Origin of the sequence: Nocardioides sp. Soil774, from assembly GCF_001428125.1 — a bacterium.
Classification (GTDB): Bacteria; Actinomycetota; Actinomycetes; order Propionibacteriales; family Nocardioidaceae; genus Nocardioides.
In genome coordinates this window covers 20,137-45,570 of record NZ_LMSM01000007.1, presented here as the reverse complement: position 1 = coordinate 45,570, position 25,434 = coordinate 20,137, and the positions used below count along the sequence as shown (strand labels likewise).

The 25,434-nt window shown below is 70.2% G+C and carries 26 protein-coding genes and 1 riboswitch; of the genes, 10 read left to right on the top strand and 16 right to left on the bottom strand.

Going from position 1 to position 25,434, the window contains the following annotated elements; genetic code table 11:
* Positions 1–6: 6 nt before the first annotated feature.
* Positions 7–1,797 (bottom strand): DEDD exonuclease domain-containing protein, encoded by a 1,791-nt coding sequence (locus ASG76_RS09970; protein WP_056602366.1) that lies wholly within the window; start codon positions 1,795–1,797, stop codon positions 7–9.
* Between the two features lie 93 nt (positions 1,798–1,890).
* On the opposite strand from ASG76_RS09970, the gene ASG76_RS09965 reads away from it, so the two are divergent.
* From ASG76_RS09965 to ASG76_RS09955, 3 genes are read left to right on the top strand one after another with little or no spacing between them, the layout of a single operon-like run.
* The gene (locus ASG76_RS09965) at positions 1,891–2,166 is read left to right on the top strand and encodes a hypothetical protein (protein WP_056602365.1); all 276 of its coding nucleotides are present in this window, start codon (positions 1,891–1,893) and stop codon (positions 2,164–2,166) included.
* Positions 2,167–2,187: 21 nt separating this feature from the next.
* Positions 2,188–3,423 (top strand): NYN domain-containing protein, encoded by a 1,236-nt coding sequence (locus ASG76_RS09960; RefSeq protein ID WP_056602364.1) that lies wholly within the window; start codon positions 2,188–2,190, stop codon positions 3,421–3,423.
* Positions 3,420–4,796 (top strand): hypothetical protein, encoded by a 1,377-nt coding sequence (locus ASG76_RS09955; protein ID WP_056602363.1) that lies wholly within the window; start codon positions 3,420–3,422, stop codon positions 4,794–4,796. The genes ASG76_RS09960 and ASG76_RS09955 overlap by 4 nt, the downstream gene beginning before the upstream one ends.
* Positions 4,797–4,854: 58 nt before the next feature.
* Here ASG76_RS09955 and ASG76_RS09950 read toward each other — a convergent pair whose 3' ends face one another.
* On the bottom strand, positions 4,855–5,592 hold the full coding sequence (locus tag ASG76_RS09950) for an IS110 family transposase (RefSeq protein ID WP_056602362.1): 738 nt from the start codon (positions 5,590–5,592) through the stop codon (positions 4,855–4,857).
* A gap of 248 nt (positions 5,593–5,840) precedes the next feature.
* On the opposite strand from ASG76_RS09950, the gene ASG76_RS09945 reads away from it, so the two are divergent.
* The 4 genes from ASG76_RS09945 to ASG76_RS09930 all read left to right on the top strand — a co-directional run bounded on the left by ASG76_RS09945 (position 5,841) and on the right by ASG76_RS09930 (position 9,680).
* A complete protein-coding gene (locus tag ASG76_RS09945; protein WP_056602361.1) occupies positions 5,841–6,047 on the top strand; it encodes a hypothetical protein in 207 nt (68 codons plus the stop codon).
* A 53-nt stretch (positions 6,048–6,100) separates the two neighbouring features.
* Positions 6,101–7,165, top strand: coding sequence for an acyltransferase family protein (locus ASG76_RS09940; RefSeq protein ID WP_162254103.1), 1,065 nt, complete (start codon positions 6,101–6,103; stop codon positions 7,163–7,165).
* An 89-nt stretch (positions 7,166–7,254) separates the two neighbouring features.
* A riboswitch (cyclic di-AMP (ydaO/yuaA leader) is annotated at positions 7,255–7,414 on the top strand.
* A gap of 96 nt (positions 7,415–7,510) precedes the next feature.
* Positions 7,511–8,443, top strand: a complete 933-nt coding sequence (locus tag ASG76_RS09935; RefSeq protein ID WP_235529498.1) for a C40 family peptidase — start codon at positions 7,511–7,513, stop codon at positions 8,441–8,443.
* A gap of 121 nt (positions 8,444–8,564) precedes the next feature.
* Positions 8,565–9,680, top strand: a complete 1,116-nt coding sequence (locus tag ASG76_RS09930) for a hypothetical protein (RefSeq protein ID WP_157559060.1) — start codon at positions 8,565–8,567, stop codon at positions 9,678–9,680.
* Positions 9,681–9,750: 70 nt separating this feature from the next.
* Here the strand turns inward: ASG76_RS09930 and ASG76_RS18775 are convergent, their stop codons facing one another.
* From ASG76_RS18775 to ASG76_RS09880, 12 genes are all read right to left on the bottom strand, one after another.
* The gene (locus ASG76_RS18775; RefSeq protein WP_082587418.1) at positions 9,751–9,921 is read right to left on the bottom strand and encodes a Flp family type IVb pilin; all 171 of its coding nucleotides are present in this window, start codon (positions 9,919–9,921) and stop codon (positions 9,751–9,753) included.
* Between the two features lie 82 nt (positions 9,922–10,003).
* Positions 10,004–10,129: a Flp family type IVb pilin gene (locus ASG76_RS19090; RefSeq protein ID WP_157559059.1), complete on the bottom strand. Its 126-nt coding sequence runs from the start codon at positions 10,127–10,129 to the stop codon at positions 10,004–10,006.
* Between the two features lie 40 nt (positions 10,130–10,169).
* A complete protein-coding gene (locus ASG76_RS09925) occupies positions 10,170–10,436 on the bottom strand; it encodes a Flp family type IVb pilin (protein ID WP_056602357.1) in 267 nt (88 codons plus the stop codon).
* 306 nt (positions 10,437–10,742) lie between these two features.
* Positions 10,743–10,925: a Flp family type IVb pilin gene (locus tag ASG76_RS09920; protein ID WP_056602356.1), complete on the bottom strand. Its 183-nt coding sequence runs from the start codon at positions 10,923–10,925 to the stop codon at positions 10,743–10,745.
* Between the two features lie 176 nt (positions 10,926–11,101).
* Entirely contained in the window at positions 11,102–11,749 is a 648-nt protein-coding gene (locus ASG76_RS09915; RefSeq protein ID WP_056602355.1) for a response regulator, read from the bottom strand.
* Positions 11,724–13,301, bottom strand: a complete 1,578-nt coding sequence (locus ASG76_RS09910) for a histidine kinase (protein WP_056602354.1) — start codon at positions 13,299–13,301, stop codon at positions 11,724–11,726. The genes ASG76_RS09915 and ASG76_RS09910 overlap by 26 nt, the downstream gene beginning before the upstream one ends.
* A gap of 7 nt (positions 13,302–13,308) precedes the next feature.
* Positions 13,309–14,241, bottom strand: coding sequence for a type II secretion system F family protein (locus tag ASG76_RS09905; RefSeq protein ID WP_056602353.1), 933 nt, complete (start codon positions 14,239–14,241; stop codon positions 13,309–13,311).
* Between the two features lies 1 nt (position 14,242).
* Complete coding sequence (locus tag ASG76_RS09900; protein WP_056602352.1) at positions 14,243–16,138, bottom strand: type II secretion system F family protein; 1,896 nt, start codon at positions 16,136–16,138, stop codon at positions 14,243–14,245.
* On the bottom strand, positions 16,135–17,583 hold the full coding sequence (locus ASG76_RS09895) for a CpaF family protein (protein ID WP_056602351.1): 1,449 nt from the start codon (positions 17,581–17,583) through the stop codon (positions 16,135–16,137). Before ASG76_RS09895 ends, ASG76_RS09900 begins: the two co-directional genes overlap by 4 nt.
* Position 17,584: 1 nt before the next feature.
* The gene (locus ASG76_RS09890; RefSeq protein WP_157559058.1) at positions 17,585–18,847 is read right to left on the bottom strand and encodes an AAA family ATPase; all 1,263 of its coding nucleotides are present in this window, start codon (positions 18,845–18,847) and stop codon (positions 17,585–17,587) included.
* Entirely contained in the window at positions 18,844–19,806 is a 963-nt protein-coding gene (gene cpaB, locus ASG76_RS09885) for a Flp pilus assembly protein CpaB (RefSeq protein WP_157559057.1), read from the bottom strand. Before cpaB ends, ASG76_RS09890 begins: the two co-directional genes overlap by 4 nt.
* Positions 19,807–19,891: 85 nt before the next feature.
* Entirely contained in the window at positions 19,892–21,688 is a 1,797-nt protein-coding gene (locus tag ASG76_RS09880; RefSeq protein ID WP_056602348.1) for an AMP-dependent synthetase/ligase, read from the bottom strand.
* 94 nt (positions 21,689–21,782) lie between these two features.
* On the opposite strand from ASG76_RS09880, the gene ASG76_RS09875 reads away from it, so the two are divergent.
* From ASG76_RS09875 to ASG76_RS09865, 3 genes are read left to right on the top strand one after another with little or no spacing between them, the layout of a single operon-like run.
* Entirely contained in the window at positions 21,783–22,220 is a 438-nt protein-coding gene (locus tag ASG76_RS09875; RefSeq protein WP_056602347.1) for an SRPBCC family protein, read from the top strand.
* Positions 22,221–22,231: 11 nt separating this feature from the next.
* Positions 22,232–23,425 (top strand): ArsA family ATPase, encoded by a 1,194-nt coding sequence (locus ASG76_RS09870; protein ID WP_056602346.1) that lies wholly within the window; start codon positions 22,232–22,234, stop codon positions 23,423–23,425.
* The gene (locus ASG76_RS09865) at positions 23,422–23,805 is read left to right on the top strand and encodes a hypothetical protein (RefSeq protein ID WP_056602345.1); all 384 of its coding nucleotides are present in this window, start codon (positions 23,422–23,424) and stop codon (positions 23,803–23,805) included. Before ASG76_RS09870 ends, ASG76_RS09865 begins: the two co-directional genes overlap by 4 nt.
* Before the next feature lie 31 nt (positions 23,806–23,836).
* Here ASG76_RS09865 and ASG76_RS09860 read toward each other — a convergent pair whose 3' ends face one another.
* Both ASG76_RS09860 and ASG76_RS09855 read right to left on the bottom strand, forming a co-directional pair.
* Entirely contained in the window at positions 23,837–24,997 is a 1,161-nt protein-coding gene (locus ASG76_RS09860) for a pilus assembly protein TadG-related protein (protein ID WP_056602344.1), read from the bottom strand.
* Between the two features lie 29 nt (positions 24,998–25,026).
* Entirely contained in the window at positions 25,027–25,404 is a 378-nt protein-coding gene (locus ASG76_RS09855) for a TadE/TadG family type IV pilus assembly protein (protein ID WP_056602343.1), read from the bottom strand.
* Between the last annotated feature and the right edge of the window lie 30 nt (positions 25,405–25,434).

Sequence of the window (25,434 nt, the reverse complement as noted above, 5' to 3'; positions counted from 1 at the left end):
AGCGGCCTATCGGGCCGGCCGGTGCACCGTCGACGGCAGCCGGTGCTCGTCGAAGGGCACCAGCGACAGCCGTGACTGGTTGACCGCGTCGTAGAGGGCAAGGTGCCGCGCCGCGCCACCCAGCGGGCACACCCACTCCCCGTCGACGTCGACGAGCCGCACACCTGGCGACTCCAGCCAGCGCAGGATCTTCTCCGACTCCTCCGCCGTGGCTGCCGGCACGGGGCCGGGCGCGCCGCGCACCGTCTCGGCGCTGGCGCAGAGCTCCCGGACGTAGTGGTGGGCGTCGGCCCCGGGGGGGATCACCCCGGCAGCAGCCAGCCGACCGTGGCGCACCACGTGCACCGACCACCGGCCCGTGTCCTCGCGACGGGCGGCGACGATCTCCTCGCACCGGGTGAGTGCAGACAGGCGCTGCGTGCGAGCGGCCGCGCGGACGAACGTGGCGAGCCGGTCGCGGTGCACGCCGGCCTCCTCGAAGCGCTCGGCCTCGGCCAGCGCGCCCATCCGCTCGTTGATGGCCTCCACCACCTCCTGCGGGCTGCGCAGCAGCGTGTCGCGCAGCTGGCGCACGAGGGCGCCGTAGGTCGACTCGTCGGTGGAGCCGTCGCACGGTGACAGGCAGCGCCCCATCTCGGCCAGCACGCACGCCGTGCCCTTCGGGGTGCGGGGCAGGCGCCCGCTGCACTGGCGCACGGGGAAGGTCTCGTGGAGCGCGGACAGGCACTTCTCGGCCGTCTTCCGCGACGAGAAGGGGCCGAGGTAGTCGGCGTCGTCGTCGAGGACAGTGCGCACCAGCGAGAGGCGTGGCCAGGGCTCTCGGGTCAGCTTGACGAAGTGCACCTTCTCGGGGAAGCGCGAGCGCCGGTTGTAGCGCGGCTTGTGCTCGGCGATGAGGCGCAGCTCGCGCACCTCGGCCTCGAGCGGGGTGGCGCACTCGATCCCGGTGACCGACGTGGCGAGGCCGACCATCTCGCCCATGCGGGTGCGGGTCTCGGAGGCGGTGAAGTAGGTGCGCACGCGGGTGCGCAGGTCGCGGGAGGTGCCGACGTAGAGCACCCGGGACCGCTCGTCGCGGAAGAGGTAGACGCCCGGGGCGTGGGGGAGGCCCTCGGCGAGGTGGCGCTTGCGGCGCTGGGCGGTGGTGACGCGGGCCGAGAAGGTCTGGAGCTCCTCGAGCGTGTGCACGCCCAGCCCGCCGAGCCGCTCCATGAGGCCGTGGAGGACGTCGACCGTGGCGCGCGCGTCGGAGAGCGCGCGGTGGTTGGGCGTGGTGGAGGCGTTGAAGAGCGTCGCGAGCGACGACAGCTTGCAGTTGGGCGCGTCGTCGCGGGTGACCACCCGGCGGGCCAGCTTGGCGGTGTCGAGGACCTCGAACTTCGGCCACGGCCGGCCCTGCTCGCGCGCGAAGTGCTTGAGGAACCCGACGTCGAACGGCGCGTTGTGCGCCACGAGCACGCACCCTGCGGCGAACTCGAGGAACGCCGGCAGCGCCGACTCGATCGGCGGCGCGTCGTGGACCATCGAGTTGCTGATGCCCGTCAGCACGGCGATGAAGGCCGGGATCTCGCTGTGCGGGTTGACCAGCGTCTGGAACTCGCCGAGCACCTCGCCGCCGCGCACCTTGACCGCACCGATCTCGGTGATCATCGACCCGGCCGCGGCCGAGCCACCCGTGGTCTCCAGGTCGACCACGCAGAAGGTGAGGTCGCGCAGCGGCCGACCCAGCTCGTCGAAGCTGCGCTGCGCCTCCCATCGGGACTGCTCGCGCGTCGCTCGCTCGGCGGTGGTGCTCATGTCTGCCGACGCTAGACGTGGGATCCGACAATGGCGGGGAGGGCACGCGCACTACGCTGGCTCGCGCCCGACCCCCCGCGCCTAGGAGCACCCGTGCCCGACCAGACCGCTGACTTCCGCGTTCCCGCCGACACCGAGCGGTGGCGCTGCGCCGGCTGCGGCAACCTCACCCGCTTCGACGTCACCCGCACGCGGCGCACGACCGAGTACTGGCACTTCGACCTCGCAGGCGAGGTCCAAGTCGAGGAGGAGACGGTGCGCTCGGAGACCGTCGAGGCCGTCACGTGCCGTTGGTGCGGACGCGCGGACGCCATCGAGGGCGTCGACCGGGCCTCCGCGGACACCGCGTCGGACCCGGCTGCCGGGTGAGCGCACGATGACCGGACGTCCGTGACCGACCCGGCACCCCTGCCGGAGCGCCTGCGCCTGCGCGTGGTGGCGCTGGTCTCGGCCGTCCTGCCGTCGATCACCCCGGTCCCGGCCCCGCTCCGCAAGATCGCCGGCTTCGCCCCGGCGCGCCGTGCGCGGCTCGGCGGCACAGCGATCTGGGACGCGCTCGACGACGACGAGTTCCGCCGGCACGCCGCGGTCCAGGTCGCCGCGCTGCCGGCGGCCTCCGACGAGCCCCTGGAGCTCGCCGCACGCGCCTGGCTCGCGCGCGAGGACGGGTGGGAGTCGGTGGTCGAGGACGCCGCCGCGACGCTGGGCGACGACCACGCCCGCGAGGATCAGGACCGCGCCGAGCTCGGCCGCCTGGCCGCGCAGGTGGCGGCGCTGCAGGCCGAGCTGGCCGCGACCAGGTCGGAGCACCGCGACGAGCTCGAGCGGGCCCGCGCCGACCACAAGGTGCTGCGCCAGCGTCTCGGCGAGGCGCGCGGGGTGCTCCGCGGCGCGCAGGAGGAGCGCGACGCCGCGCACGCCGAGCGCGACAGGGCCGTGGCTGCCGCTGCGGCGGCCACGACGGCTGCGGAGGCCGACGTACGTCGTCTGCGTGCCCAGCTCGAGGAGTCCGAGGCAGCCCTCGCCGCCACGCGCCGCGACACCAGGTCAGACCGCGACGCCGCCAGCATCCGGGCCCGGCTGCTGCTCGACGCGGTGGTGGAGTCGGCGACCGGCCTGCGCCGCGAGCTGGGGCTGCCCGCGGTGTCCGGATCGCCCGGCGACGCCGTCGAGTCGGCTCTGGCGACCACCGAGGTGCCCACCTCGAGTGCCCCGGCCAGCGCGGCGCTCCTGGAGCAGACCCTCGCCCTGCCGCGGGCGCGCCTCATCGTCGACGGCTACAACGTCACCAAGTCGACCTGGCCCTCGGCCAGCCTCGAGGCCCAGCGCAGCCGCCTCGTCGCCGCGCTCGGCCCGGTCGTGGCGCGGTCCGGGGCCGAGACCACCGTGGTCTTCGACGCCGCCGAGTCCACCACCCGCACGGCGATGCCGGCGCCCCGCGGCGTACGCGTCGTGTTCAGCCCCGAGGGGGTCATCGCCGACGACGTCATCCGCCAGCTGGTGGCGGCCGAGCCGCCGGGGCGGGTCGTGGTGGTGGTGAGCGACGACCAGGCGGTGGTGCGCGACGTCGTACGCGCCAGGGCGCGGGCCGTGCCGGCGTCGTCTCTGCTCGGACTGATCACGTGAGCAGCGCGCCGGGCGTCCGTGGAGCGCTCGGTCAGTGGCGCTGGACCGTCCTGTCGGTCGTCGCGTGCGCGGCATTCCTGGCGTGTTTCGTCCGGATCGGCGCGGACTGGGACTGGCTCGTGGCGCTGGGGGACCACGTCCGCACCACCGGGCAGGTGCCCGACCGGGTTCCCTTCGCCGTCGCGGACACCGGGGGCTGGCACAACGTCCCGGTGCTCGCCGAGCTCACCGCGTCCGCGATGCATGGCGTCGGTGACGCTGCACCGGTCCTGGCCCACCTCGCGGCCGTCGTCACGACCCTCGTCGTGCTGGCGGTGGTCGTGCGTGCGCGCGGCGCGGGCGACGCCCACGCCGCTGCTGCGGTGGCTCTCGTCGTCCTCGGTGGTCTCGCGTCGTTGGCGGTCGTGCGGGCACAGTCGTACTCGCTGGTCCTGTTCGTGCTGCTGCTGGCTCTGGTCTGCAGCCAGGCGCGGACGCCGGACCGCCGGATCTGGTGGGCGGTGCCGCTCGTCGCGCTGTGGGGGAACCTCCACGGGGCTGCACTTCTCGGTGTGTGTGTGCTGGGTGCCTACCTGCTCGTCCAGCGCACGCGGACGCACCTCACGCAGAGCATCGCTGTCGGCGCAACGAGCCTCCTCGCGCTCTGTGCCACGCCCCAGCTGTGGCACACGCCGGCCTACTACGCAACGGTCTTCGACAACGTGTCGGCCCAGCGCGCAGAAGGGCTGTGGGCGAGGCCGAGCCTCGACAGCCCGTTCGATGTCGTCATGATCGCCGCGGCGCTCGTCCTGCTGGTGGTGTTCCTCCGCCGCCGTCGCGCCGCCTGGGAGTACGTCGCGGTGCTCGGACTGTGCGTGGCCACCGCGAGCGCCGCGCGGCACGGCATCTGGCTCGTCTGCGTCCTGGCGGTCCTCGCCGCTGGGCGCCCGGACAATGGCGCACCTGAGCGCGCTGATCGCTCCCGGCACCAGTTCGGGTCCGCGGTCGTGGTCGGCATCGTCGCGTTCGCCGTCGCCCTGCCCGTGGTGCTGGCTCGGGGCGAGGCGGTGCTGGGCCAGCCCTCGGCCGTGGTGCGGACTGTGGTGGCCACGGCGGGGGACGACGTGGTGCTGGCCCCGACTCCGCTCTCCGAGACGCTGGCGGTCGAGGGGGTGCGCTTGTGGGCCGCCAACCCACTGGATGCCTTCACGCACCGGGACCAGGCGGCGTACCTGGACTTCCTCGACGGGAGCGCGGGCGCGCGGTCGGCTGTGGATGCCGTGGACGTCGTCGTCGCCCGCGAGGACTCGCCGCAGGCGGCGCTGGTCGAGGACGACGCTGCGTTCTCCGCCACGGATTGCGGTGCCGGCTGGACCTGCTTCGTCCGTAGGTGAGGACGACAATGGGACCCCTCGCGACACGCCGGGAGCCCGTTGAAGCTCCTATGGATGGTCAAGCCGTTTCGAGCCACTCTCGGTAGCGCTGGACGACCTCGGGAGTGATGAATTGTCCGCGTTCGGTGCGGCTGATCGTGACGGTTGCCAGGCCGAGTGCTCGGGCGGCTGCCTCGAGGGTGACGTTCTCGGCTTGCCGGGTTGGTCGTAGGTCGTGGACGTGGAGGTCGTCGTGGGGCTTGGTGAGTTGCTTGTACATCTTCCGGGCGATGGCGCGCTTGAGGATTCTCATGATCTCCGGGGTGGACCGGTTGCGTCCCGCTGGAGTTGAACGAAGGCCTTGGTGCGCGGGTGGTTGCGCATTCGTGCCATCGCGATCGTGTGCAGCGTTGTGCAGCGCGCGTAGCGCGGCGATGTCAGCTGTCTTGGCTGCTGCGGTGGCCCGGCCGCTCAGCACGGCGTGGGCGGCTTGGTAGGCATCGATTGGATCCGACTTGACTTGGCGTCTGCGCACCGATCGTTCAGGGCGTACGACCTCGCGCACGTCGAACCCGGCATCGACCGCAGTCCGAGCGATACCGGTGCCGTAGGACCTGGTGCCCTCGATCCCGATGCCGGTTACCGCGCCGTGGCCGGTCAAGAACGCCAGCGCGTTGCGATAGCCCGTCGGTGTTGTGGGGAGCTCCTGGTCGCCGAGCTGGCGACCCCAGGCTTCGATCGCCGCGACGTGGATGGTGTCCGCGTGCGTGTCGATCCCGCCGAAGATCGTGCCGGTTTCCAAAGCGGTCACTGTCATGATGAATCTGCCTTCCGTGTCGATTCCAGTCGATGGGATGGGTCGACGCCGGTCGGGCGACCAGACAGGACACTGATGAGGCTTCGCCAGGCTCTTATGAGGTCATGTCCGCCCGGCCGGCGCGCGGATGCCTCGGGGCCGGACGGTCCAATTGAGGGTCAAGCCAGCAGGCCGACAGTCGGTGGCTGAGTCACGACCCCAGGGCAGGAACATCATCAGTGTCGGTGGTACCTGCGAGCGTTCGGGACATGACGACACGGATCGATTGCCACACCTGCGTGGTGCGCGGCCTGCACTGCCACGACTGCGTGGTCACGGTGCTGCTGGGCCCGCCACCGGACCTCACCATTGACGAGGACGAGCTGGCCGCGCTGGACGCGCTGGCCTCAGGAGGGCTGGTGCCGCCGCTGCGGCTGGTCAAGCCTGTGGCCGGGCCGATGATCGAGTCCGCCTGAGTCAGATGACCAATCTGCTGCCGAACCGGCGCGTGTGAAGGATCATGCTCGCCATGGATGCAGGAGACGGCTGGCAGCCGAGGCGACGGTTGCAGCTGGACGTCATTCGTGCCGCAGCCATCCTTGTCGTCGTCGCGTGCCACGCCGGCTTCCTGCCGCCGCTGGCGGGGAATGTCGGTGTGACGATGTTCTTCGCCCTCAGCGGCTTCCTGATCACTACCTTGCTCCTCGAGGAGCACCGTGCCAGCGGCGCCGTCTCGCTCAGGCGCTTCTACTTCCGGCGCGCCTGTCGCCTCTTCCCGGCACTCATGTTGTTCCTCGCCGCCATGGGTGTGGTCACCTGGGTGTCCCAAGCGCCAGTGGTCGCATCCGGACGTGACTTCGTCGGCGCGATCCTCTACGTCGGCAACTACACGACCGCCATGCAGGGGCGCGACTCGGCAATCGGCCACACTTGGTCCCTCGCGATCGAGGAGCAGTTCTACATCGTGTGGCCGTGCGTGTTGATCGTCGTCCTCGCGCTGGGGAGGGGCCGGTTCGCGTTCGCGACGTTGGTCGCCGGACTCGGCTCGCTGACAGCTGTCGTGCTGCGCCTCATGCTGTGGGACGACGGTCGTGGGGTCCTTCGTGTCCACTTCGGTGCCGACACCCGCATGGACGGCCTCCTCATCGGCTGCCTGGCCGCGCTGTGGCTCCACACCCGTGCGCCGGGTCGAGCCCACCCGTGGGCGGCCGCGGGCCTGCTGGGCCTCGTCGCGTCCTCGAGCATGGTCGAGGACCCGCGCGTAGCCGTCTTGGTGCTGCCGACCCTGGTGGCGGCGGCGACCTCCCTCGCGATCGTGCTCGTGGCGCCGGGCCCCGCTGTCGGACTCTTCGCGTCGCCGAAGCTCCAGCTCGTCGGCCGCAGGTCCTACGGGATCTACCTCTGGCACCATCCACTCGTCGGGGGTGCCGCGGCCCTGGCAGCACCCGGTCGGTGGCCGGCTCTTCTGCTCGCAGCCCTGCTCACCGCGCTCGTGGTCCACCTGTCCTGGCGGTGCGTCGAGGAGCCCTTCCTCCGTCTCAAGGATCGGGTCGGTCACGTGCGCGCCGAGCAGCTTGAGATCAGTCTGAGATGAATCGCGGGAAGTTTGGCGAGGCCAACTTCTCCGGTCTAGGGTGTCCCTGACGTCCGTGGCAGTGGGTCACCCGGCCCGCGCGGGCGTCGCGCCGAGTCGTGGGCCACACCCCTGCATGATCGTGGTCGGCGAGCCGGGGAACCAACCTTCCCCCTGGGGTGAATCCCCTGCGAGGCGCATCGCGTGAGCGGTGCGTGGAGCAGGGGTAGGACAGTCGTGCCGAACCCGTCAGCTCACCCGGTAGGCGTACGACACCCTGAGGGAGAACCCCCGCTCGTGGCTCACACCCGCAAGCGAGCTGGCGCGACCGTGCTCGGACTGTCCGCGATCGCCGCCATCTCATTCGTGCCTGCCACCCCCGCGCAGGCCGACCCCGACATCAAGGACGTCAAGGTCCGCGTCGATCGCCTCTACCACGAGGCCGAGGCCGCCCAGGAGCGCCTGCACGACGCCGAGCTCGACCTGGCCGACCTGCGTCGCGACCTCGCCGGGCTCAAGGCCGACCAGCAGCGCCAGGACGAGCGGCTCGACGCCGTGCGCGACCAGGTCTCCGACGCGGTCGTGCGCCAGCTCGAGGGCGAGGGCATCTCGACCGTCGGCCAGATCGTGGTCTCCGAGGACCCGGGCTCGTTCCTGGACACCCTGTCCACGATGTCGTCGTTCAACGACCTCCAGGCCTCGCTGCTCTCCGACTACGACACCCAGCTCCAGGCCCTCGACATCCGCCGCGAGGCGACCGACGACCGCGCCGCCGAGATCTCCGAGCTCACCGACCAGCTGAGCGCGGAGAAGAAGACGGTCGACACCAAGCTCGCCGAGGCCAAGGACCTCCTCGCCGACCTCGAGGCCGACGAGCGCGAGCGAGTCCTCGCCGCCTCCCGCAGCAGCTCGCGCGCCCCTGTCACGGTGCCGTCCTCGGTGCCGGCGTCGGGTCGTGCGGCCGCCGCTGTCGCCTACGCCATGGCTCAGGTCGGTGACGCCTACGTCTACGGCGCGATGGGGGAGAACGCATTCGACTGCAGCGGCCTCACGATGCGCGCCTGGGCCCAGGCGGGCGTGTCGCTCCCGCACTCGTCGAGCGCGCAGTTCGGCTCCGGCCCGCACATCGCGGCCAGCGACCTGCAGCCGGGCGACCTGGTGTTCTACTACAGCCCGATCAGCCACGTCGGCATGTACATCGGCAACGGCATGATCGTGCACGCGGCCAACCCCGGCACGGGCGTCGCGGTCGCGGGCCTCTACTCGATGCCCTACGTCGGCGCGGTCCGCCCTGGCTGACCCGCAGACCTCGAAGGCCGGTCGCCCACTCCTGTGGGCGGCCGGCCTTTCGTTGTGCCTGGTCGTGGTGCTCGCGGTGGTCCTGACCCGATCCGGGCGTCACGACGTCGAGCCGCGACCGGTGGACGCCCCCCGCGCCAGTCCCGCGGAGGCCGCTGCCGCCGTCGCCTCGCTCGTGGCGGGCGTCCGCTCGCGCGACGACTCCGCGCTGGGTGCCCTCGCCCCTCCGGACGACGCGGCCGCGCAGGAGCTGCTCTCCGCCGTCGCCCACAACGCCCGCGCGCTGGCTCTGCGCGACGTCGAGGCCCGCTACGTCGACCAGGTCGGGACGGTCGCTGCCGACGGCTCGTGGACGGGTGTCGTCGACCTCACCTGGCGGCTCGGAGGGGTCGACGAGGGCGCGTCGAGCGCCGACGTCGCCGTCGGGTTCGCCCCGACGGAGGACGGGCTCGCGATCACGGGGTTCGCGGCGCAGGACCGCGCCCGGGTGCCGCTGTGGCTGCAGGGGGAGCTCGCGGTCGTCCGCACCGACGGCGTGCTGGTGCTCGTTGACGGCGAGAGATCAGTGGCGGAGGCGACCGCCCGGCGCGTCAGGGTGGGCATCGGGGTGGTGAGCCGCGTGCTGCCAGCGCGCGTCGGTCCCGTGGTCGTCGAGGTGCCGGCCACAGCCGCGGGCCTCGACGCGACGCTCGGCGTCGAGCCCGGCACCTATGCCGGGATCGCAGCGGTGACCACGACGCCGGGTGACGCGTCGGACGACGAGGCGCCGGTCCACGTGTTCCTCAACCCCGACGTGACATCCGCGCTGCGCCGCGCAGGCGCCCAGGTGGTGATGAGCCACGAGCTCGTCCATGTCTTCACCGACGCGGTGCGCAGCCCGGTCGAGCCGTGGCTGCTGGAGGGCTTCGCAGACTACGTCGCCCTGCGCGACGTGCGCCTGCCCGATCGCGTCACGTTGGGGCGTGCGATCGAGGCTGTACGCCGCGACGGGGTGCCGCGCGACCTGCCTACGGCGGCTGACTTCGACACCCGCGCGGAGGACCTCCAAGCGCAGTACGAGGAAGCCTGGCTCGCCTGCCGCATCATCGCTGAGCGGCTGGGGGAGCGGGGGCTGGTGGCCGTTTACGACGCGGCAGCGGCTGGAAGTCCTTTGGAACGCGTCCTGGCGCACGCCGGCATCCAACCTACGTCGCTCACCCGAGGCTGGCGCCAGGCGCTTCGAGGCATGATCGGTTGACGGCTCGGCTGTCGAGCAGCGGAGCGCGGCGACAACAACGGGCGGCGGGGGTTCGCCCGTACCTGGCGGATCAGGGGCCGAAGACGCCGGCGGGGATGAGGAAGAGCTCGCTCGCCTTGGTCCCGAATAGCGTGACGCCGGCGATGATGACGATGGCGATGCCGCTCACCATGAGTGCGTACTCGACGGCGGTGGCGCCTTGCTCGCCGCGCCGCAGCCGGCGGAGGAGGTGCGACAACATCTGGGTCTCCTGTCGTGGAGGAACGAGCGTGAGCCGGCACCGTCGCAGCGACGATGCCGGCTCACGAGGTCTGCGGCTGCCGTCAGAGCGCGATGATGACGACGGCGATGAGGGCGACCATGAGGCCGTACTCGACGGCGGTGGCGCCCTTGTCGTCCTTGCGCGGTGCGGTCATGAAGAGCTGGAAGGCGATGAACTTCTCGAGCATGATGTCCCCTAGGTCTGAGTGATGAGCGGGCCCGGATCTGTCAGGTCCACATCCAGAACTGTGCCAAGTCGGCAGCGTGCCCCGAATCGGGCGACCGGCTGTACTCATGTAGTCCCATGTGACTACACGCCGCCTGCATGCGCGTCATGGAGGGTCGGACAGGCGGATGGAAGAGAGCCGGCCCGTCTGCGATGATGACGACGGCGATGAGGGCGACCATGAGGCCGTACTCGACGGCGGTGGCGCCCTTGTCGTCCTTGCGCGGTGCGGTCATGAAGAGCTGGAAAGCGATGAACTTCTCGAGCATGTTGTTTCCCCTATGTCTGAGTGATGAGGCGGGCCTGGTCTGCCAGAGCCCGACACGAAGAACTGTGCCAAGTCGGCAGTGTGCGCCGAATCGGGCGACCGGTTGTACCCCTGTAGTCCCATGTGACTACGCGGTCCTCGCCATGCGGGTTGGCGAGCCAGTCGGTCCGGGGGAGGTTCCGGGGAGGTCTGGGGGAGGAGGTACGGGAGCTTGGCGTGCAGCTCGACCGGGTCGAACCCCGGGCAGACGAACGAGAGCCGGCCCGTCTGACGACGGGGCCGGCTCTCGTGAGGGTSGGGYGCTCTGTCAGAGCGATCCGCCCACGTYGTTGAACAGGGTGCTGAGCTTGGTGCCGAGCAGGGTGACGGCGGCGATGATGACGACGGCGATGAGGGCGACCATSAGGCCGTACTCGACGGCGGTGGCGCCCTTGTCGTCCTTGCGCGGTGCGGTCATGAAGAGCTGGAACGCGACGAACTTCTCGAGCATGTGATTCCCCTTGGTCTAAAGGACTAGGTCTCGGCCCCGAGCCCGGAGGACCCGACAACGAGGAGCCTGCCGACATCTGCCCGACCACGGATCGGGCGATCGGCTCGCGCTGGCTAGTCCCTTGTGACTACTGGTCGACCCCCGCGCGTGCGCCGGCCAGCATGCTTCGTCGGGGCTCAGAAGCGCTCGGGCGAGGCGCGGTCCAGCAGACCCAGCCGCATGGCCGTCACCAATGCCTGCGCACGGTTGGCGGCGCCCAGCTTCTGGTAGATGTGGGTGATGTGGGTCTTGGCCGTCGACTCGCTCATGTAGAGGGTCGACGCGATCTCGCCGGTCCCGAGTCCGTCTGCAAGCAGCGTCAGCACCTCGGCCTCGCGGCCCGACAACTTTGGCGGCGCAGGCGAGGTTGCCCTTCGCATGACGGCTTGGCTGAGGCCGGCGCACAGGAATGTGCGAGGAGCAACGGCGGCGTGCCTCGCCGCGCTGACCACCTCCGCGGCGCGGGTGTCCTTGCCGACAAACGCCGACGCTCCCGCTTCCATGGCGGCGAAGATCTGGTCGTCGCCGGCGTGCATGGTGAGCACCACCACCCCGGTCGAGTCGCTCGCCGTGCGGATCGCGCGCACGACGTCGAGGCCACTGCCTCCCGGCATCTGGAGATCAGTGACCACCACATCGGGCTGAAGCTCCTGCCAGCACGAAATGCCCTCGCCGACGCTGCTCGCCTGGCCGACCACGGTCATGTCGTCGTCACGCTCGAAAGCTCGGGCCAGGCCCTGACGGATCAGCTCGTGGTCGTCAACCAATAGCACGGTGGTGCCCATGGGCAGTGTCTCCTTCTGGGGGAGCGGCCTTGGGGGACCGCAGGCTGACGACGGTTCCGCCGTCGTGGCGGGGGGTGACGGCGAGCTGGGCGCCGACGGTAGCGGCGCGCTCTCGCATGGTCTGGAGTCCCCAGTGGTGCTCGCGCGGCCCGGCGTTGCCGACACCGTCGTCCGCGACCTCGAGCCGAAGCGTCGAGCCGTCGGAGTCGAGGGTGACCCAAAGGTTCTCGGCACGCGCGTGCTTGCGCACGTTGCCGATCGCCTCCTGGGCCACGCGCAGCACCTCGGTGGCGGTCCGGGGCGGCAGGGGAGGGCCCGACTCGGCCAGCGAGAGGTGTACCCGCAGACCGGTCGCGTGGCTGACCTCGCGTGCGTAGTCGGCGAGCGGGCTCGACAGTCGCCCGTCCGTGACCTGGTGGCGCAGGTCGAAGATCGAGAAGCGGATCTCCGAGACCAGGCGGGTGATCTCCTCGCGGAGCTCTGAGGCGAGCGCCCGGGTCTGATCATGGTCGCTCATCGACTCGATCTCGTCGACGATGTAGCCGAGCCCGACGATCTCCTGCGCCACGCCGTCGTGCATCTCGCGCGCGATGCGGTTGCGCTCCTCCGACGTGGCCAGGGCACGGATGTCGTCGAAGAGGACGGCGGTGTCGAGACGCAGCGCGAACTCGTCAGCCACCTGTAGCGCGAGTTCGTCCAGCTCGGGTGTCCAGCGAGGCACGCCGACCAGCACGCAGTGTCCGAGCACCTGTTGGGAGCCGCGCAGCGGTACGACGGCAGCGCCTGGCGTGCGCTCGGACTCCAGCAGCGCAATCTCGGCGGCCATGCGCTCGACGTCGTCGCCACCGTTGAGAGGTCGCAGCGAGTCGTCCGGTTCGACCACGAACACTGTCGACCGGGCGCAGCCGGTGGCGCGCCGCATGGCAGCGTCGAGCTCTGCCGCAAGGGCAGAGCTGTCGAGGCCGAGGCTCCCCGAGCTGGCCAGACGGTGGATCCGCTCCATCAGCTGGTGCGCAGTGGCGTACGGCGCCTGCCGAGCCGCCATCGTGCGGGTGGCGCGGGACTGGAGGCCGGCAAGAAGCCCCACTCCGAGCCCGATCGCCAGCCACGGCACGGCCTGGCCCATCCGGCCGAGCGCCGCCGACGACGGTTCGGCGGCGACGGTGGCAGCGGCCGCCAGCAGCGACACCATGGTGACGTTGGTCGCGGTGACCAGTCCGTAGCGCACGCCCGCCGAAATGGACGGCACGGCCAAGTAGGCGCCGAGATCGTCGGTCGACCGGGTGGCCACGAGTAGGATCGTGACCGCAACGGCCTCCGCGACGGCGTGCCAGTGGAGCGGCTTATTGCGGGTCATCCACTCCAAGAGTGACGTGACCGCCGCCGCGAGAGCGAGCACGACGACGATCGGGATCGACTCCACGAAAGCGCCGCCGCTGAGCGTGGTGCCGGTCGCCAGTGCCAGCGCGAACACACGCACGGCCGTGGTGGTGCGCCAGGACTGCAGCGCGGGTCTGGGCGCGCTGGCGTCTTGCGACACGGTCGGGGTCATGACACGGTCACATTTTCGAGAACGTCTGTGACATCTGGATCCCGGCCGGGCCGAGAATGACGATGAACAAGCAGGGCAGGATGAACAGCACGAGCGGGATCATGATGCGCACCGGGACCTGCTGGGCCTTCTCCTCGGCGCGTTGGCGGCGCTTGGTCCGCATCTCCTGGCTCTGGATGCGCAGCACCCGCGCGACAGGGATGCCAAGGCTGTCGGCTTGGATCATCGCGCTGCAGAACGACTTCAGGTCCGGCAGCGAGGTGCGGTCCGCCATCGCTCGCATCGCGTCGACCCGGCCCACCCCCAGTTGCATCTCCTGCAGCAGGCGGGAGAACTCCTGCTGCAGCGGGCCAGTGCCGTTCTTCGCCACCCGACTTACTGCTGCGTCGAAGCCGAGGCCAGCCTCCACCGAAATGGTGAGGAGGTCCATCGCGTCCGGAAGCGCGTTGCGCATGAGCGTCGAGCGCTTCTGTCCTGCGTTGTAGAGCAAGATGTTGGGCAGGACGTAGCCCAGAGCGCCCGAGAGCACCGTGGCGACCACGACCTTCATGACCGACCACGGGCTGGCGAGGCCGTAGAGGAAGCACAGGCCACCGACCAGGGCCATCCCGAGTACCTTCAGCCCCAGAATGCGGTTCACGTCCCACGCCGGAGGGTTGCCGGCGATGTCGAGGCGATACTGGAGCTTACGGGCGGTGTCGGCCCGCACCATCTTGCGTCCCAGACCGACCAGACGCTCGCCGAGCGGCGCGATGACTCGTTCGGCGAAGGGGCGCTCGATCTCCTCTTTCAGCACGCTGGGAGCCGAGTCGAGCGCCTGGACGGCGGCCACGGACCGGGCCACACCGCGACGCTCGGTGGTCATCACGCCGATCACTGAGAGGGCCAGGATCATCGCACCGCAGAGCAGCGTGGCGCCTAGCAACAGAGTCATGGACATGTCAGACCTCAACCTTGGAGAGCTTGGACATGGCGAAGGAGCCCATGGCCAGCAGCGCAGTGGCCAGGCCGAGGAGCACGAACCCCGGCACGGTGGTGTAAAGAAGGGCGATGTAGTCGGGGTTGGCGAACGTCATGTAAAACCCGATCAGCGGGGGCATGCCGGTCAGGATGTAGCCGGACAGCCGTCCTTCGGCGCTCAGCGCCTTGACCTGTCGGCGCAGGTAGTCCCGCTCGCGAAGCGTGTCGGCGACGGTGTGCAGGATCTCGGCCAGGTTCCCACCGACCTCCCGCTGAATACGGATCGCCATGACGATCCAGTCGAAGTCCTTGCTGTCCATCCGCTGGCCGACTCCCTCGAGCGCGTCGGTGATGTCGACGCCGAGACGCTGCTCGACCAGCGCACGGCGGAGCTCGCCGGCCATGGGCTCGTTGCCCTCGCGCACGACGCTGTCAACCGCTTGGGGGAGGGAGAGTCCAGCCTGGAGGCCACCCGCCATGAGACCGAGGGTCTCAGCCAGCTGGGCGTTGAACCTGTTGAGCCGGCGCGAGTGCCGGACCCGGAGGTAGAGCCAAGGACCGACCGCGCCCATCAGACCACCGAGGAAGGCCAGACCGGGACCACCGAGGACGAAGCACGCGAGCGCCGACCCGACCGCGAGGCCGGCGTGCAGGAGCAACCATTCCGAGGCCGTCAGCGCCGACCCTGCACCAGCGAGCCGCGTGGAGATGCGGGTCTCGAGGTCGGCGGAGACCACCTTGTCGGTGAGGGCGACTGCGGAACCCCTCAGATCGGCGCTGGCATCGGACTTCCGCTTGCCGCCAGTGGAGTCCCCGAAGTAGGCGTCGAGACGCCGGTCGGCGGAGGACTTGTTGGGGCCGGCCAGCACGACCGCGAGGATGCCGGCGAAACCCAGTCCCAGCGCCAGCGCGCCCAAGAGCATGCCGGGGGTGCCGACGAGCGACTTGCCCGACGACACCAGGTCAGGCCCGGCAGCCGTAGCGCCGACCGAGACGAAGGCCGAGTCGGTGAACGTGGTGCCGGAGGCGTCGACGCTCACGCCGATGTTGACCTCCCCCGAGACGTCCTGCGGCCGCTGGAAGCTGACGAGCAGCTGTTTGGCCAGGGCGTCGGCCCGGGCCGAGAAGACCGAGGAGAGCGCACCCTGCTCGGCTGGGATCACCTGCCCGCCCGTGCCGTCGGCGAGGTCAGACATGGTGGCGGCGTTCTTGGGGTTGGCCAGAGAGACGACGTCAACGACCACGCCCTCGTCCAACGCGTCCTTGCTCACCACGTCGAGGGTGGTCGCGCTGCTCGTGTCGCCACCGTCGGACAGGACCAACAAAGAGCGGGAGCCTTCGGTGCCGACCAGGTCGAGGCCCTTGGCGATTCCGTCGTAGACCGCGGTCCCCTTGCGCAGCTCGATGTCGGCGAGCGCACTGCGCACGGCGTCGTGGTCCGTGGTCGGTTCGACGACGGTGCCCAGGTCGCCGGCGAAGGCGACGAGGCCGATTCGGACGTCCTCGGGAGCAGTCGCGAGGAAGGTGTCGACGGCGGTGCTTGCGGCAGTGAACTTGTCGCCCTGCCGCATGCTGTTGCTCGCGTCCAGCACCAGCACCGTGGTGCGTTCGACGTCGCCGGCGGAGATGAGCTTGGCGGAGGACTCAACCGCACGGCCTTCGATCTCGACCTGTACCGTCAAAGGATCCACCTCCGCACCTCCGGGGATCCCATCCACGGCCAGCACGAGCGAGACGTCGCCGTCCTTGGACTCGACGTGGTCGATGTTGACCTCGTCCTCGGCGTGGGCCGGGAGGGCCGCGCTGAGCACGAGGATCGCGCCCGCGACGAGGGCCGCGGACCCGCGACCGGCCAGGGAGGGGCGGAGACGGTTCATCGCAGGGTTCCACCCGTGGCGAAGATCGCCGGGTCCACGTGGACGCCGTGGTCGGTCAGACGCTCGAGGAACCGGGGACGCAGGCCCATGGACTTCAGCCCACCCTTGAACCGGCCGTTCTCGTCGACGCCAGCGCCGTAGTCGAAGAGGAACACGTCCTGGGTCGTGATGATATCGCCCTCCATGCCGACGATCTCGGTGATCGCGGTGATGCGGCGCGTGCCGTCCTTGAGACGGGTCTGCTGGATGATCAGGTCGACGGCGCTCGCGACCTGCTCGCGGATGGCGCGGACCGGGAGGTCCATGCCGGCCATGAGCACCATCGTCTCGAGTCGGGCGAGGGCGTCACGCGGGGTGTTGGCGTGCAGCGTCGAGATCGACCCGTCGTGGCCGGTGTTCATCGCCTGGAGCATGTCGAGCGCGGCGGCATCACGGATCTCGCCGACGACGACGCGGTCGGGCCGCATGCGCAGCGAGTTCTTGACCAGGTCGCGGATGGTGACCGCTCCCTTGCCCTCGATGTTGGCCGGGCGGGACTCGAGCCGGAGGACGTGGTCCTGGCCCAGTCGCAGCTCGGCGGCGTCCTCGATGGTCACGATCCGCTCGTCCTCGGGGATGAACGACGACAGCACGTTGAGGGTCGTGGTCTTGCCGGAGCCGGTGCCGCCCGAGACCAGGATGTTGAGCCGCCCGCGCACGCAGCCCTCGAGCAGGCCGGCCGACGCGGGCGTGAGCGTCCCGAAGTTGATCAGGTCGTCGACCGTGTAGGGGTCCTCGGAGAACTTGCGGATCGTCAGCTTGGACCCGTCGAGCGCCAGGGGCGGGATGATCGCGTTGACACGGCTGCCATCGGGCAGACGTGCGTCACACATGGGGCTCGTCTCGTCGACGCGGCGCCCGATCTTGCTCACGATCTTGTCGATGGTGCGACGCAGGTGGGCCTCGTCGGTGAACGAGGTGTCGACCCGCACGAGCTTGCCCTTGCGCTCGACGTAGATGTCCTGGAACGAGTTGACCATGACCTCGGTGAGGGTGGAGTCGCGCAGCAGGGGCTCGATCGGTCCGTAGCCGAGGATGTCGTCGGCGATCTCCTGCGAGACCCGGGTGCGGTCGGCCGACGACATCGGGATGTCGGCGTCGGCGATGGCCGTCTGGAGCGCGAGGCGCACCTGCTGCTCGAGCTCGGACTGCGTCATGTGCGCGTCGTAGAGCTTGGGGCCCAGGGCCTCGACGAGCCGCTGGTGCACGATCCGCTTGAGGTCCTGGAACGGGTCAGCCTTGGCAGGCGCCGCCTTGCGGCGCGCGTCCGCCCCGGACGTGCTCGTCGCCGTCACCGGGACGGTGGTCGTCGCCGGGGTGGGGCCGGCGCCCCCGGGGGCGGGCGGGGCGTCCAGCGTCTCGGTGGTGCGTCCGCGCGCGGCGGCCAGTCGGTCTGTCAGGCTCACGTCAGCCCCTCCTCAGGCGGAGCCGGGAGCCACTGGACTTCCGGCTGGACGGGTCGCCCTCACCCGCGGCGGAGGCGCCGAGGGTTTCGATCACGTCCTTGGAGAACGCGACGAGGGCCTTGCTGTTGGGATGTCCGGGGTACGCGCTGACCAGCGCCTCGCCACGGTTGACGGCTGCCAGCACCTCGCGACTCGACACGAGTGAGCAGTCCGCCTTGAGGGCCAGTGTCTTCTCGTACTCGTCGGCGGTGAGGCCGACCTTGCCGTCGGCGCGGTTGAGCACGAACTTCCACGTGGCCTTGGGGAAGTTGAGCATGTCCAGCGTGCTGGTGGCGAGCTTGAGCGCTTTGAGGGACGGGATGTCCAGCGTGCCGACCAGCACGATCAGGTCGGAGCGGTCGAGGGCGCACAGCGCGTTGTCGTCGAACACGCCAGAGGTGTCGACCACCACGAAGTCCACCATGGCTCGGAGCGCGTCGAGGAGCTTCCCGATGTCGTCGACGGACGCCTGGTCCGGAGAGTCCAGCCGGACTGGCGCCGCGACAACCATCAGGTTGTCCGAGTGGTGGGTCAGGATGCTGGCGATGCCTTCTGCGTCGATGACGCCGTTGAAGCCGACGAGGTCGTTGATCGTGCGCTGCGGGGTGAGCTGGAGCATGATCGCGACGTCGCCGCTGTTGACGTCGAGATCGACCAGGCACGTCGAGTGTCCGCCTCTGGCCAGGGCGACACCGAGGTTTGTCGCGACCAGGCTCTTGCCGACCCCCCCCTTGGTCGAGAAGACCGTGATCACCTTGCCGCGCGGCGCGTCGGCTTCAGCCTGCGCGACTGCAGCGGCCTGTGCGACCTCCGCTGCCACCTCGGCGCGGGCGGTCTGCGCCGCGGCCTGGACTTCGTCCAGCAGGGTCTGCCCGATGGCGCTGGCCACGCTCCGTGCGCGTGCGACGGCGGTGGTGATGCCGGCCAGGTCGCGCGCCGCCACCACCTCTCGCATGCCACTGCGGAGCGCCAGGGACAGAGCCGCGCTGTCCACGTCGTAGCGGAGCAGGATGACGCCGAGGTCCGGGCGGTGGACGCGGGCCCACTGGGCGAGCTCGGCCGCAGTCTCACTGGCGACCGAGGGGCCGATCACGACCGCGAACTCGTTGGCCGCGGATCGGATGTGCTCGTCGAGACCGGCCGGGTCGGCGAACGCGACCGACCCGTGGAGCATGGCTTGCAGGACGCCTCGCTGGGCAGCGTCCGGCTCGAGGATGGCAGTCACGGCCGCAGGTTCCCAGCGAAGAGCTCCGGGAAGAGGTCTCCGGGCCTGGCTCCGGGGTTGTCCGCCACCTTCGACTCGTCGGTGAGGAGCGCGAAGGTGATATCGGAGTTGCGGTCGGCCTGGATCAGCTTCTCGGCCTCGTCCTGGGTGACGGCGAGGGTGAGAATCGTACGGGCGACCTCCTCGGCGACCTGGTCTCCGTCTTCGGTCTTGGTGGTCTTCGACGTGACGCTCGTGGTGCCGACGCCGAGAACAGGGACGCGCGTCAGCACGATGCGGGTGTAGTCGCCGAGCTTCTTTTCCTTGTCGTCTGGGAGAAGTGCGACCAGGTCCTGCGGCGTTGCGAAGATGGCGACCTCATTCCCGGGGTTGACGAATCCGGCGACGCGCTCGAAGTCGGTGAGCTCGACCGACACTGCCATCTTGCCGTCCGGGATGACCAGACCCTGGGTGTCGCCCAGGCTGCCGAACTTCTTGGCGATGAGCTGCTCGCCGGGATAGACCGTACCGATCGCGACGAGGTCGGCTATCGACGAGGTCGAGGACAGGCTTCCGTCGACGAGGTCGGCGCGGCGAACCTCGGACTTCTCGATCTTGCCGGCCTCCTGGGCGTCGGCGACGGTCTCGCCGGTCTCGATCGTCGCGGTGGCCACGAGAACCTCGACGAGCTCCTGGTCCTTCGTCGCTCGGGCATCGATGCCTTGGACGTAGAGCACGATCATGGCCGTGCCGGCGAGCGCGATGAGTGCGGCGACGAGGAGCAGAACTGAACGGCGTCCCATGGTGCGGTCCTTCGCGGGGGTCGTGGGACCCACACTGTCGAGGATCCCGGGCGCGCAGGGGGTGTCAGGGCCTTGCGTGAAATCGGCCCCGATGCCCTCCCAGCGAAGCGAATCTAGGGCCGCCGGGGGGGAGCCGCGGGCTAAACCGTGCAAACCACCCGGAAGTGGCCCGGACACCACCCGAAGTGACTACGCGGGCGTGGTCACTCCCGGCGGCGCACGCTCACCGGTCGGTCGACCCGGACCGACCGGAGGGGGCCGCTCAGACGCTGTAGAGGGCCTCGATCTCGGCCCGCGCGTCGCGCACCACGACGTTGCGCTTGAGCTTCAGGCTGGGCGTGAGCTGCCCGCCCTCCTCGGTCCACTCGTCGGGCAGGATCGCGAACTTCCGGATCGACTCGGCCTTCGACACCGCCTTGTTGGCGTCGTCGACGGCCGTCTGCACGGCCGCGACGAGGTCGGGGTCGTCCACCAGCGCGCGTACGTCGCCGGACTTGCCGTGCTGCTCGGCCCACCCGGGGAAGGTCTCACGGTCGATCGTCACCAGCGCGCCGATGAAGGGCTGCCCGTCGCCGACGACCAGGCACTGGTCGACCAGCGCGTGGGCGCGCAGGCGGTCCTCGAGCACGGCGGGCGCGACGTTCTTGCCTCCCGCCGTCACCAGGATCTCCTTCTTGCGCCCGGTGATGCGCACGAAGCCCTCGTCGTCGACCTCGCCGACGTCGCCGGTGTGGAACCAGCCGTCGCGGTCGACGGCCTCGTGCGTGGCGGTGTCGTTGCCCCAGTAGCCCGTGAAGACCTGCCCGCCCTTGAAGAGCAGCTCGCCGTCGTCGCCGACCCGCACACTGGTGCCGGGCAGGGGCCGACCGACGGTGCCGATCTTCTGCGCGTCCGGCAGGTTGACGGTCAGCGCGGCGGTGGTCTCGGTGAGGCCGTAACCCTCGAGCACCGTCAGGCCGATGCCGCGGTAGAAGTGGCCCAGCCGGTCGCCCAGCGGCGCGCCGCCGGAGACGGCGTGGGCGCAGCAGCCGCCCAGCGCCTGGCGGAGCTTGGCGTAGACCAAGCGGTCGAAGAGCGCGTGCTGGGCGCGCAGGCGCAGCGGCACCTTCGGTCCGTCGAGCGCACGCGACCACGCGATGGCGACGTCCGCCGCCCGGTCGAAGACCTTGCCGCGTCCGTCGGCGGTGGCGCGCTGTGAGGCGCTGTTGAAGACCTTCTCGAAGACCCGGGGGACCGCGAGGATGAACGTCGGGTGGAACTCGCCCAGGTCGGCGACGAGGTTCTTGATGTCCGAGCTGTGGCCGAGCCGGGTGCGGCTCTTCACCGCCCCGACCTGGATGATCCGCGCGAAGACGTGGGCGAGCGGCAGGAACAGCAGCGTCGAGGAGTCCTCGGCGTCGAAGAGCTCGTGCAGCTCGTCGACCGCCACGCCCAGCTCGAACATGAAGTTGCCGTGGGTGAGCATGCAGCCCTTGGGGCGACCGGTGGTGCCGCTGGTGTAGATCAAGGTGGCGAGGTCACCCGGGCCCGAGGCCGTACGTCGCTGCTCGAGCACGTCGTCGGAGATGTCGGAGCCCAGCCGGCTCAGCACGTCGACGGCGTTGTCCTGGATCGACCACACGTGCTGCAGCTCGGCGAGGTCGCGCGACTGCCGCACCTCGCGCACGCGCGCCAGGTGGTCGGGGCCCTCGGCCACCACGGCCCGGGTGCCGGAGTCCTCGAGGATCCAGCCGATCTGCTCGGCGGACGACGTCTCATAGATCGGCACCGTGACCGCGCCGGCGAACCAGATCGCGTAGTCGAGGAGCGTCCACTCGTAGCGCGTCTTGGACAGCAGCGCGACGCGGTCACCCGCCTCGACGCCCGCGGCGATGAGGCCCTTGGCGACCGCGCTGACCTCGTGGTGGAACTGCTCCGCCGTGACGTCGACCCACCCATCGTCGGTGGCGCGGCTGAACATCGCCTTGGTGGCGGCCTCCAGGGCGTTGGTGACGACGTCGTCGGTGAGGTTCCCGGTGGAAGGGAGGGCGACGGAGAGCGGCGTGGAGAACTCACGCACGGTGGAACCTCCCGGATCGGCAGTGGTGTGCGAAGCGCAGGCTATCTCCGGTCACGTTCTCCGGGTACGGCCGGGGCTGGGCTAGGCTCCGGCCATGGCCGAACAGACCTCCTCGTCGATCACGATCGACGCCCCTCCGGCCGACGTGATGGCCGTCATCGCCGACTTCGAGTCCTACCCCGAGTGGGCCAAGGGCGTGCAGCAGGCAGAGGTCACGGCGCCGGGTGCAGGCGGTCGGGCCGCGCAGGTCTACTTCGCCCTCGACGTCTCGCCGATCAAGGACCAGTACACCCTGGCCTACGACTGGGACGGTGACCGTGAGGTCACCTGGACCCTCGTCGAGGGGCAGATGCTCAAGGCCCTCGACGGTGCCTACACGCTGGTGGGCCGCGGCGACGGCAGCACCGAGGTGACCTACCGCCTGGCCCTCGACGTGAGCATCCCGCTGATCGGGATGCTGAAGCGCAAGGGCGAGAAGATCCTCATCGACACCGCGCTGAAGGGTCTCAAGAAGCGCGTCGAGCAGCGCTGACACCCGGGTCCGTGCGGATCCTCCTCTTCACCGGCAAGGGCGGCGTCGGCAAGTCGACGCTCGCTGCGGCCACGGCGTGCGCCACCGCGGCGGCCGGCCACCGGACCCTGGTGCTGTCGACCGACGCCGCGCACTCCTTGGCCGACGCGCTCGACGTGCCTGCCTCCACCGAGCCCACCGAGGCGGTGCCGGGTCTCTGGGTGCAGCACGTCGACGCACAGGAGCGGTTCGAGCGCTCGTGGGGCGACATCCAGGGCTACCTGCTCAGCGTGCTCGACGCCGCCGGGGTCGACCCGGTGACCGCCGAGGAGCTCACCGTGATCCCCGGTGCCGAGGAGGTGCTGGCACTGCTGGAGGTGCGTGCCCGGGCGCGGTCGGGGGAGTGGGACGTGCTGGTCGTCGACTGCGCGCCGACCGCCGAGACCCTGCGCCTGCTCGCGCTCCCCGAGGCGCTCGGGTGGTACATGGACCGGGTCCACCCCGCCCAGCGCCGGGTCGTCAAGGCGCTCAAGCCGGTGCTGACCCGGGCGGCCGGCGTGCCGATGCCCGGTGACCTGTTCTTCGACGGGATCGAGCGCCTGCACGCCGAGCTCGACGACGTACGCGCCCTGCTGACCGGCCCGGACGCCTCGGTGCGGCTCGTGCTGACCCCGGAGTCAGTGGTGCTGGCCGAGGCCCGGCGCGCCTACACGTTCCTCAGCCTCTTCGGCTATGCCGTGGATGCCGCGATCGTCAACCGCGTCTTCCCCGACGGCGGAGCCGACGCGTGGCGCTCGACGTGGGTGGCGGCGCAGCGCGCGGTGCTGGTCGACGCCGCCGACTCCTTCGCCGGCCTCGACCTGCGCACCTCGGTCTACCGCGACGTCGAGCCGGTGGGGCACGACGAGCTGCTGGACCTCGCGGCCGCGGTCTACGGCGACGTAGACCCGCTGGCCTCGGGGAACGAGCGCCCCGCGATGCAGGTGCGGCAGCAGGGCGACGGCGTGGTGATGGCGCTGCCCCTCCCACTCGCGAGTCGTGACGACGTGCGTCTCGCGCGCAAGGGCGACGAGCTCGTGGTCTCGGTGGGGTCGTATCGTCGCCTGCTGACGCTGCCCACGGGGCTCGCGAGGCACCGGGTGGCCGGTGCGCGGGTGCACGACGGTCAGCTCCAGGTGAGGTTCACCGAGCGCGGGTCCGAGATGTCGGCGGGGGAGGTCACGTGAGCGACGGGGCGGACGCGCACGAGGTCGGGTCGTTGGGAGAGGAGGCCGCCAAGCTCCTCGGTGCCCTGTCCGGCTGGGCGCGCGAGCATGCCGGCGACGCCGGCGAGGGCCTCGGCGGGTTCGCCGCCCAGGCGGCAGCTGCGGCGCACGACCTCGAGGAGCACCTCGCCACCGGATCCGCGGAGTGCACCGTCTGCCCGCTGTGCCGCACCATCCACGCCGTACGGCGTCTGAGCCCGGAGGTGACCGGTCACCTCGGCAGCGCCGCCGCGTCGCTGGTCCAGGCTGCTGCCGCCTTCATGGCCAACGTCGAACCCCCCCAGGGTGGGTCGGTGGACGTCGAGCACATCGATCTCGACGGCGAGTGGCCGTCCGAGTAGGGCAAGCCGCGCCGTCGAGAGTCCGAGGCTGTCAGCCAGTGAGGCGGGTGCGCCGGAGCCCGCCGTCACACTCCGCCCCCAGAGCACATTCGGACTCCCTGTTGGAGATGCTCGTGCGGAAATTGACGATCTTGAACACGAAGTAGTTGTTCGACGTGTTGTCGCCGATTGTCGGGAAGGGATTGCCGCTGCAGTTGGCGTGCGACGAGTCGTAGCGGTTGGCCGCGTCGAAGTGGAAGCCGCACATGTACGCGCTCACGAGCTTGTAGACGGGGAAGATGGTGTTGGTGCCGTTGCCGGTTGCCGTCACGGCCGAGCAAGAGGTGGGCGCGCAGAAGACCGGGAAGACGCCCTCCTGGCCGCTGTCGATGAAGTCCTCCCACGCTTCGGGGGTGTGGCCCTGCGTGATGTTGCCAGGGTTGCCGCTCATGCAGGTCTCGGAGTACTGCGGGGCCGTGGGGCATGCATCGTCGAGGACGACGGTAAGTGCACCCGGCGTGGTCGCGTCGTCCTGCCCGGGAATGACCGAGACAGGATCCTGGCATCCGTTGCGGATCTGGTCTTCGAGCCCGCCCGGCCCGCCCGCCGCTCCGGTGCGTTCGCCAGGACAGTCGGTGAGCCACCAGTTGCCGGACAGGTTCACGTTGCATGCCGCCGGCGGCACCCGGCCCGCGCCCGGGAAGTGGATGCGGACGAAGTCGCCGCTGCGGTCCATATAGGCGGGGTCGAAGGAGGCCGAGCACAGTGCGAGCGGCCGCATCCCTTCCTTAACGCCCGGCGCCACGTCGACGGTCGCCTCCGAGCCGCGATTGGTCGTCAGCTCGCGTCGACCGTTGAAGACGCCGGTGAACTGGGCCTTCGTGGTCCCCGAGTTGCCGAAGGTGACCAGCAGCACCTTCAGCCGCGGGTCGCACTTCACCCCCCACGTCGTGTCCTCTACCCAGCTCGGGTCCGGATAGTTCTTCTTGGCGATGTCGATGGCCGCCTGGTGGGCGGCAGCGACGGCTGTGGAGTTGGACGCCACGGAGTTGCACGTCCCGGGAAACTTGGTGAGCGCCTGCGCACCTGCGAGGGCGCCGGCGTCGGCGGCCTTCTGCAGGTTGCGCTTGCTCACGTAAGCAGCACCGAGGTCGATGGTGAATGCCGAGAGGCCGATGAGAAAGACTGCCAGGATGGCGACGAGCACGGCCACGACGCCTCGCTCGTCACTGCGGGATTCTGTCACTCGTACTCGCACTGGAACTCCGCTTGACTGGAAAGGTTGACCGACTGCCGAACCCCTGGGATCGGCCATGGGATGATGAACCGCGAGTTCACGGCACCTTTGACTATCAGACTGTCGCCGAAGGTGCTGTCCTCACACGTGTTCCGGGGGCCGTATGTCACGCTGAAACCGCTGGTCAGGTCCCTCCCAATAGCAGCGGCTTCCCACTCGGTCTGCGTGACGGTGGCCGGGTCGTTGCCCGTGTCGACGACGCCGGCCCGCGCTCCCGCACGCACGGCGTTGTCGAGGGCGAGCTGCTGCGCGAAGACGAAGCCGAAGTTGATGATTCCGGCGACGATCATCAACAGGGGGATCACGACGAGCGCGAACTCCACCGCGGAGGCACCTCTCTCGGTGCGACCGTG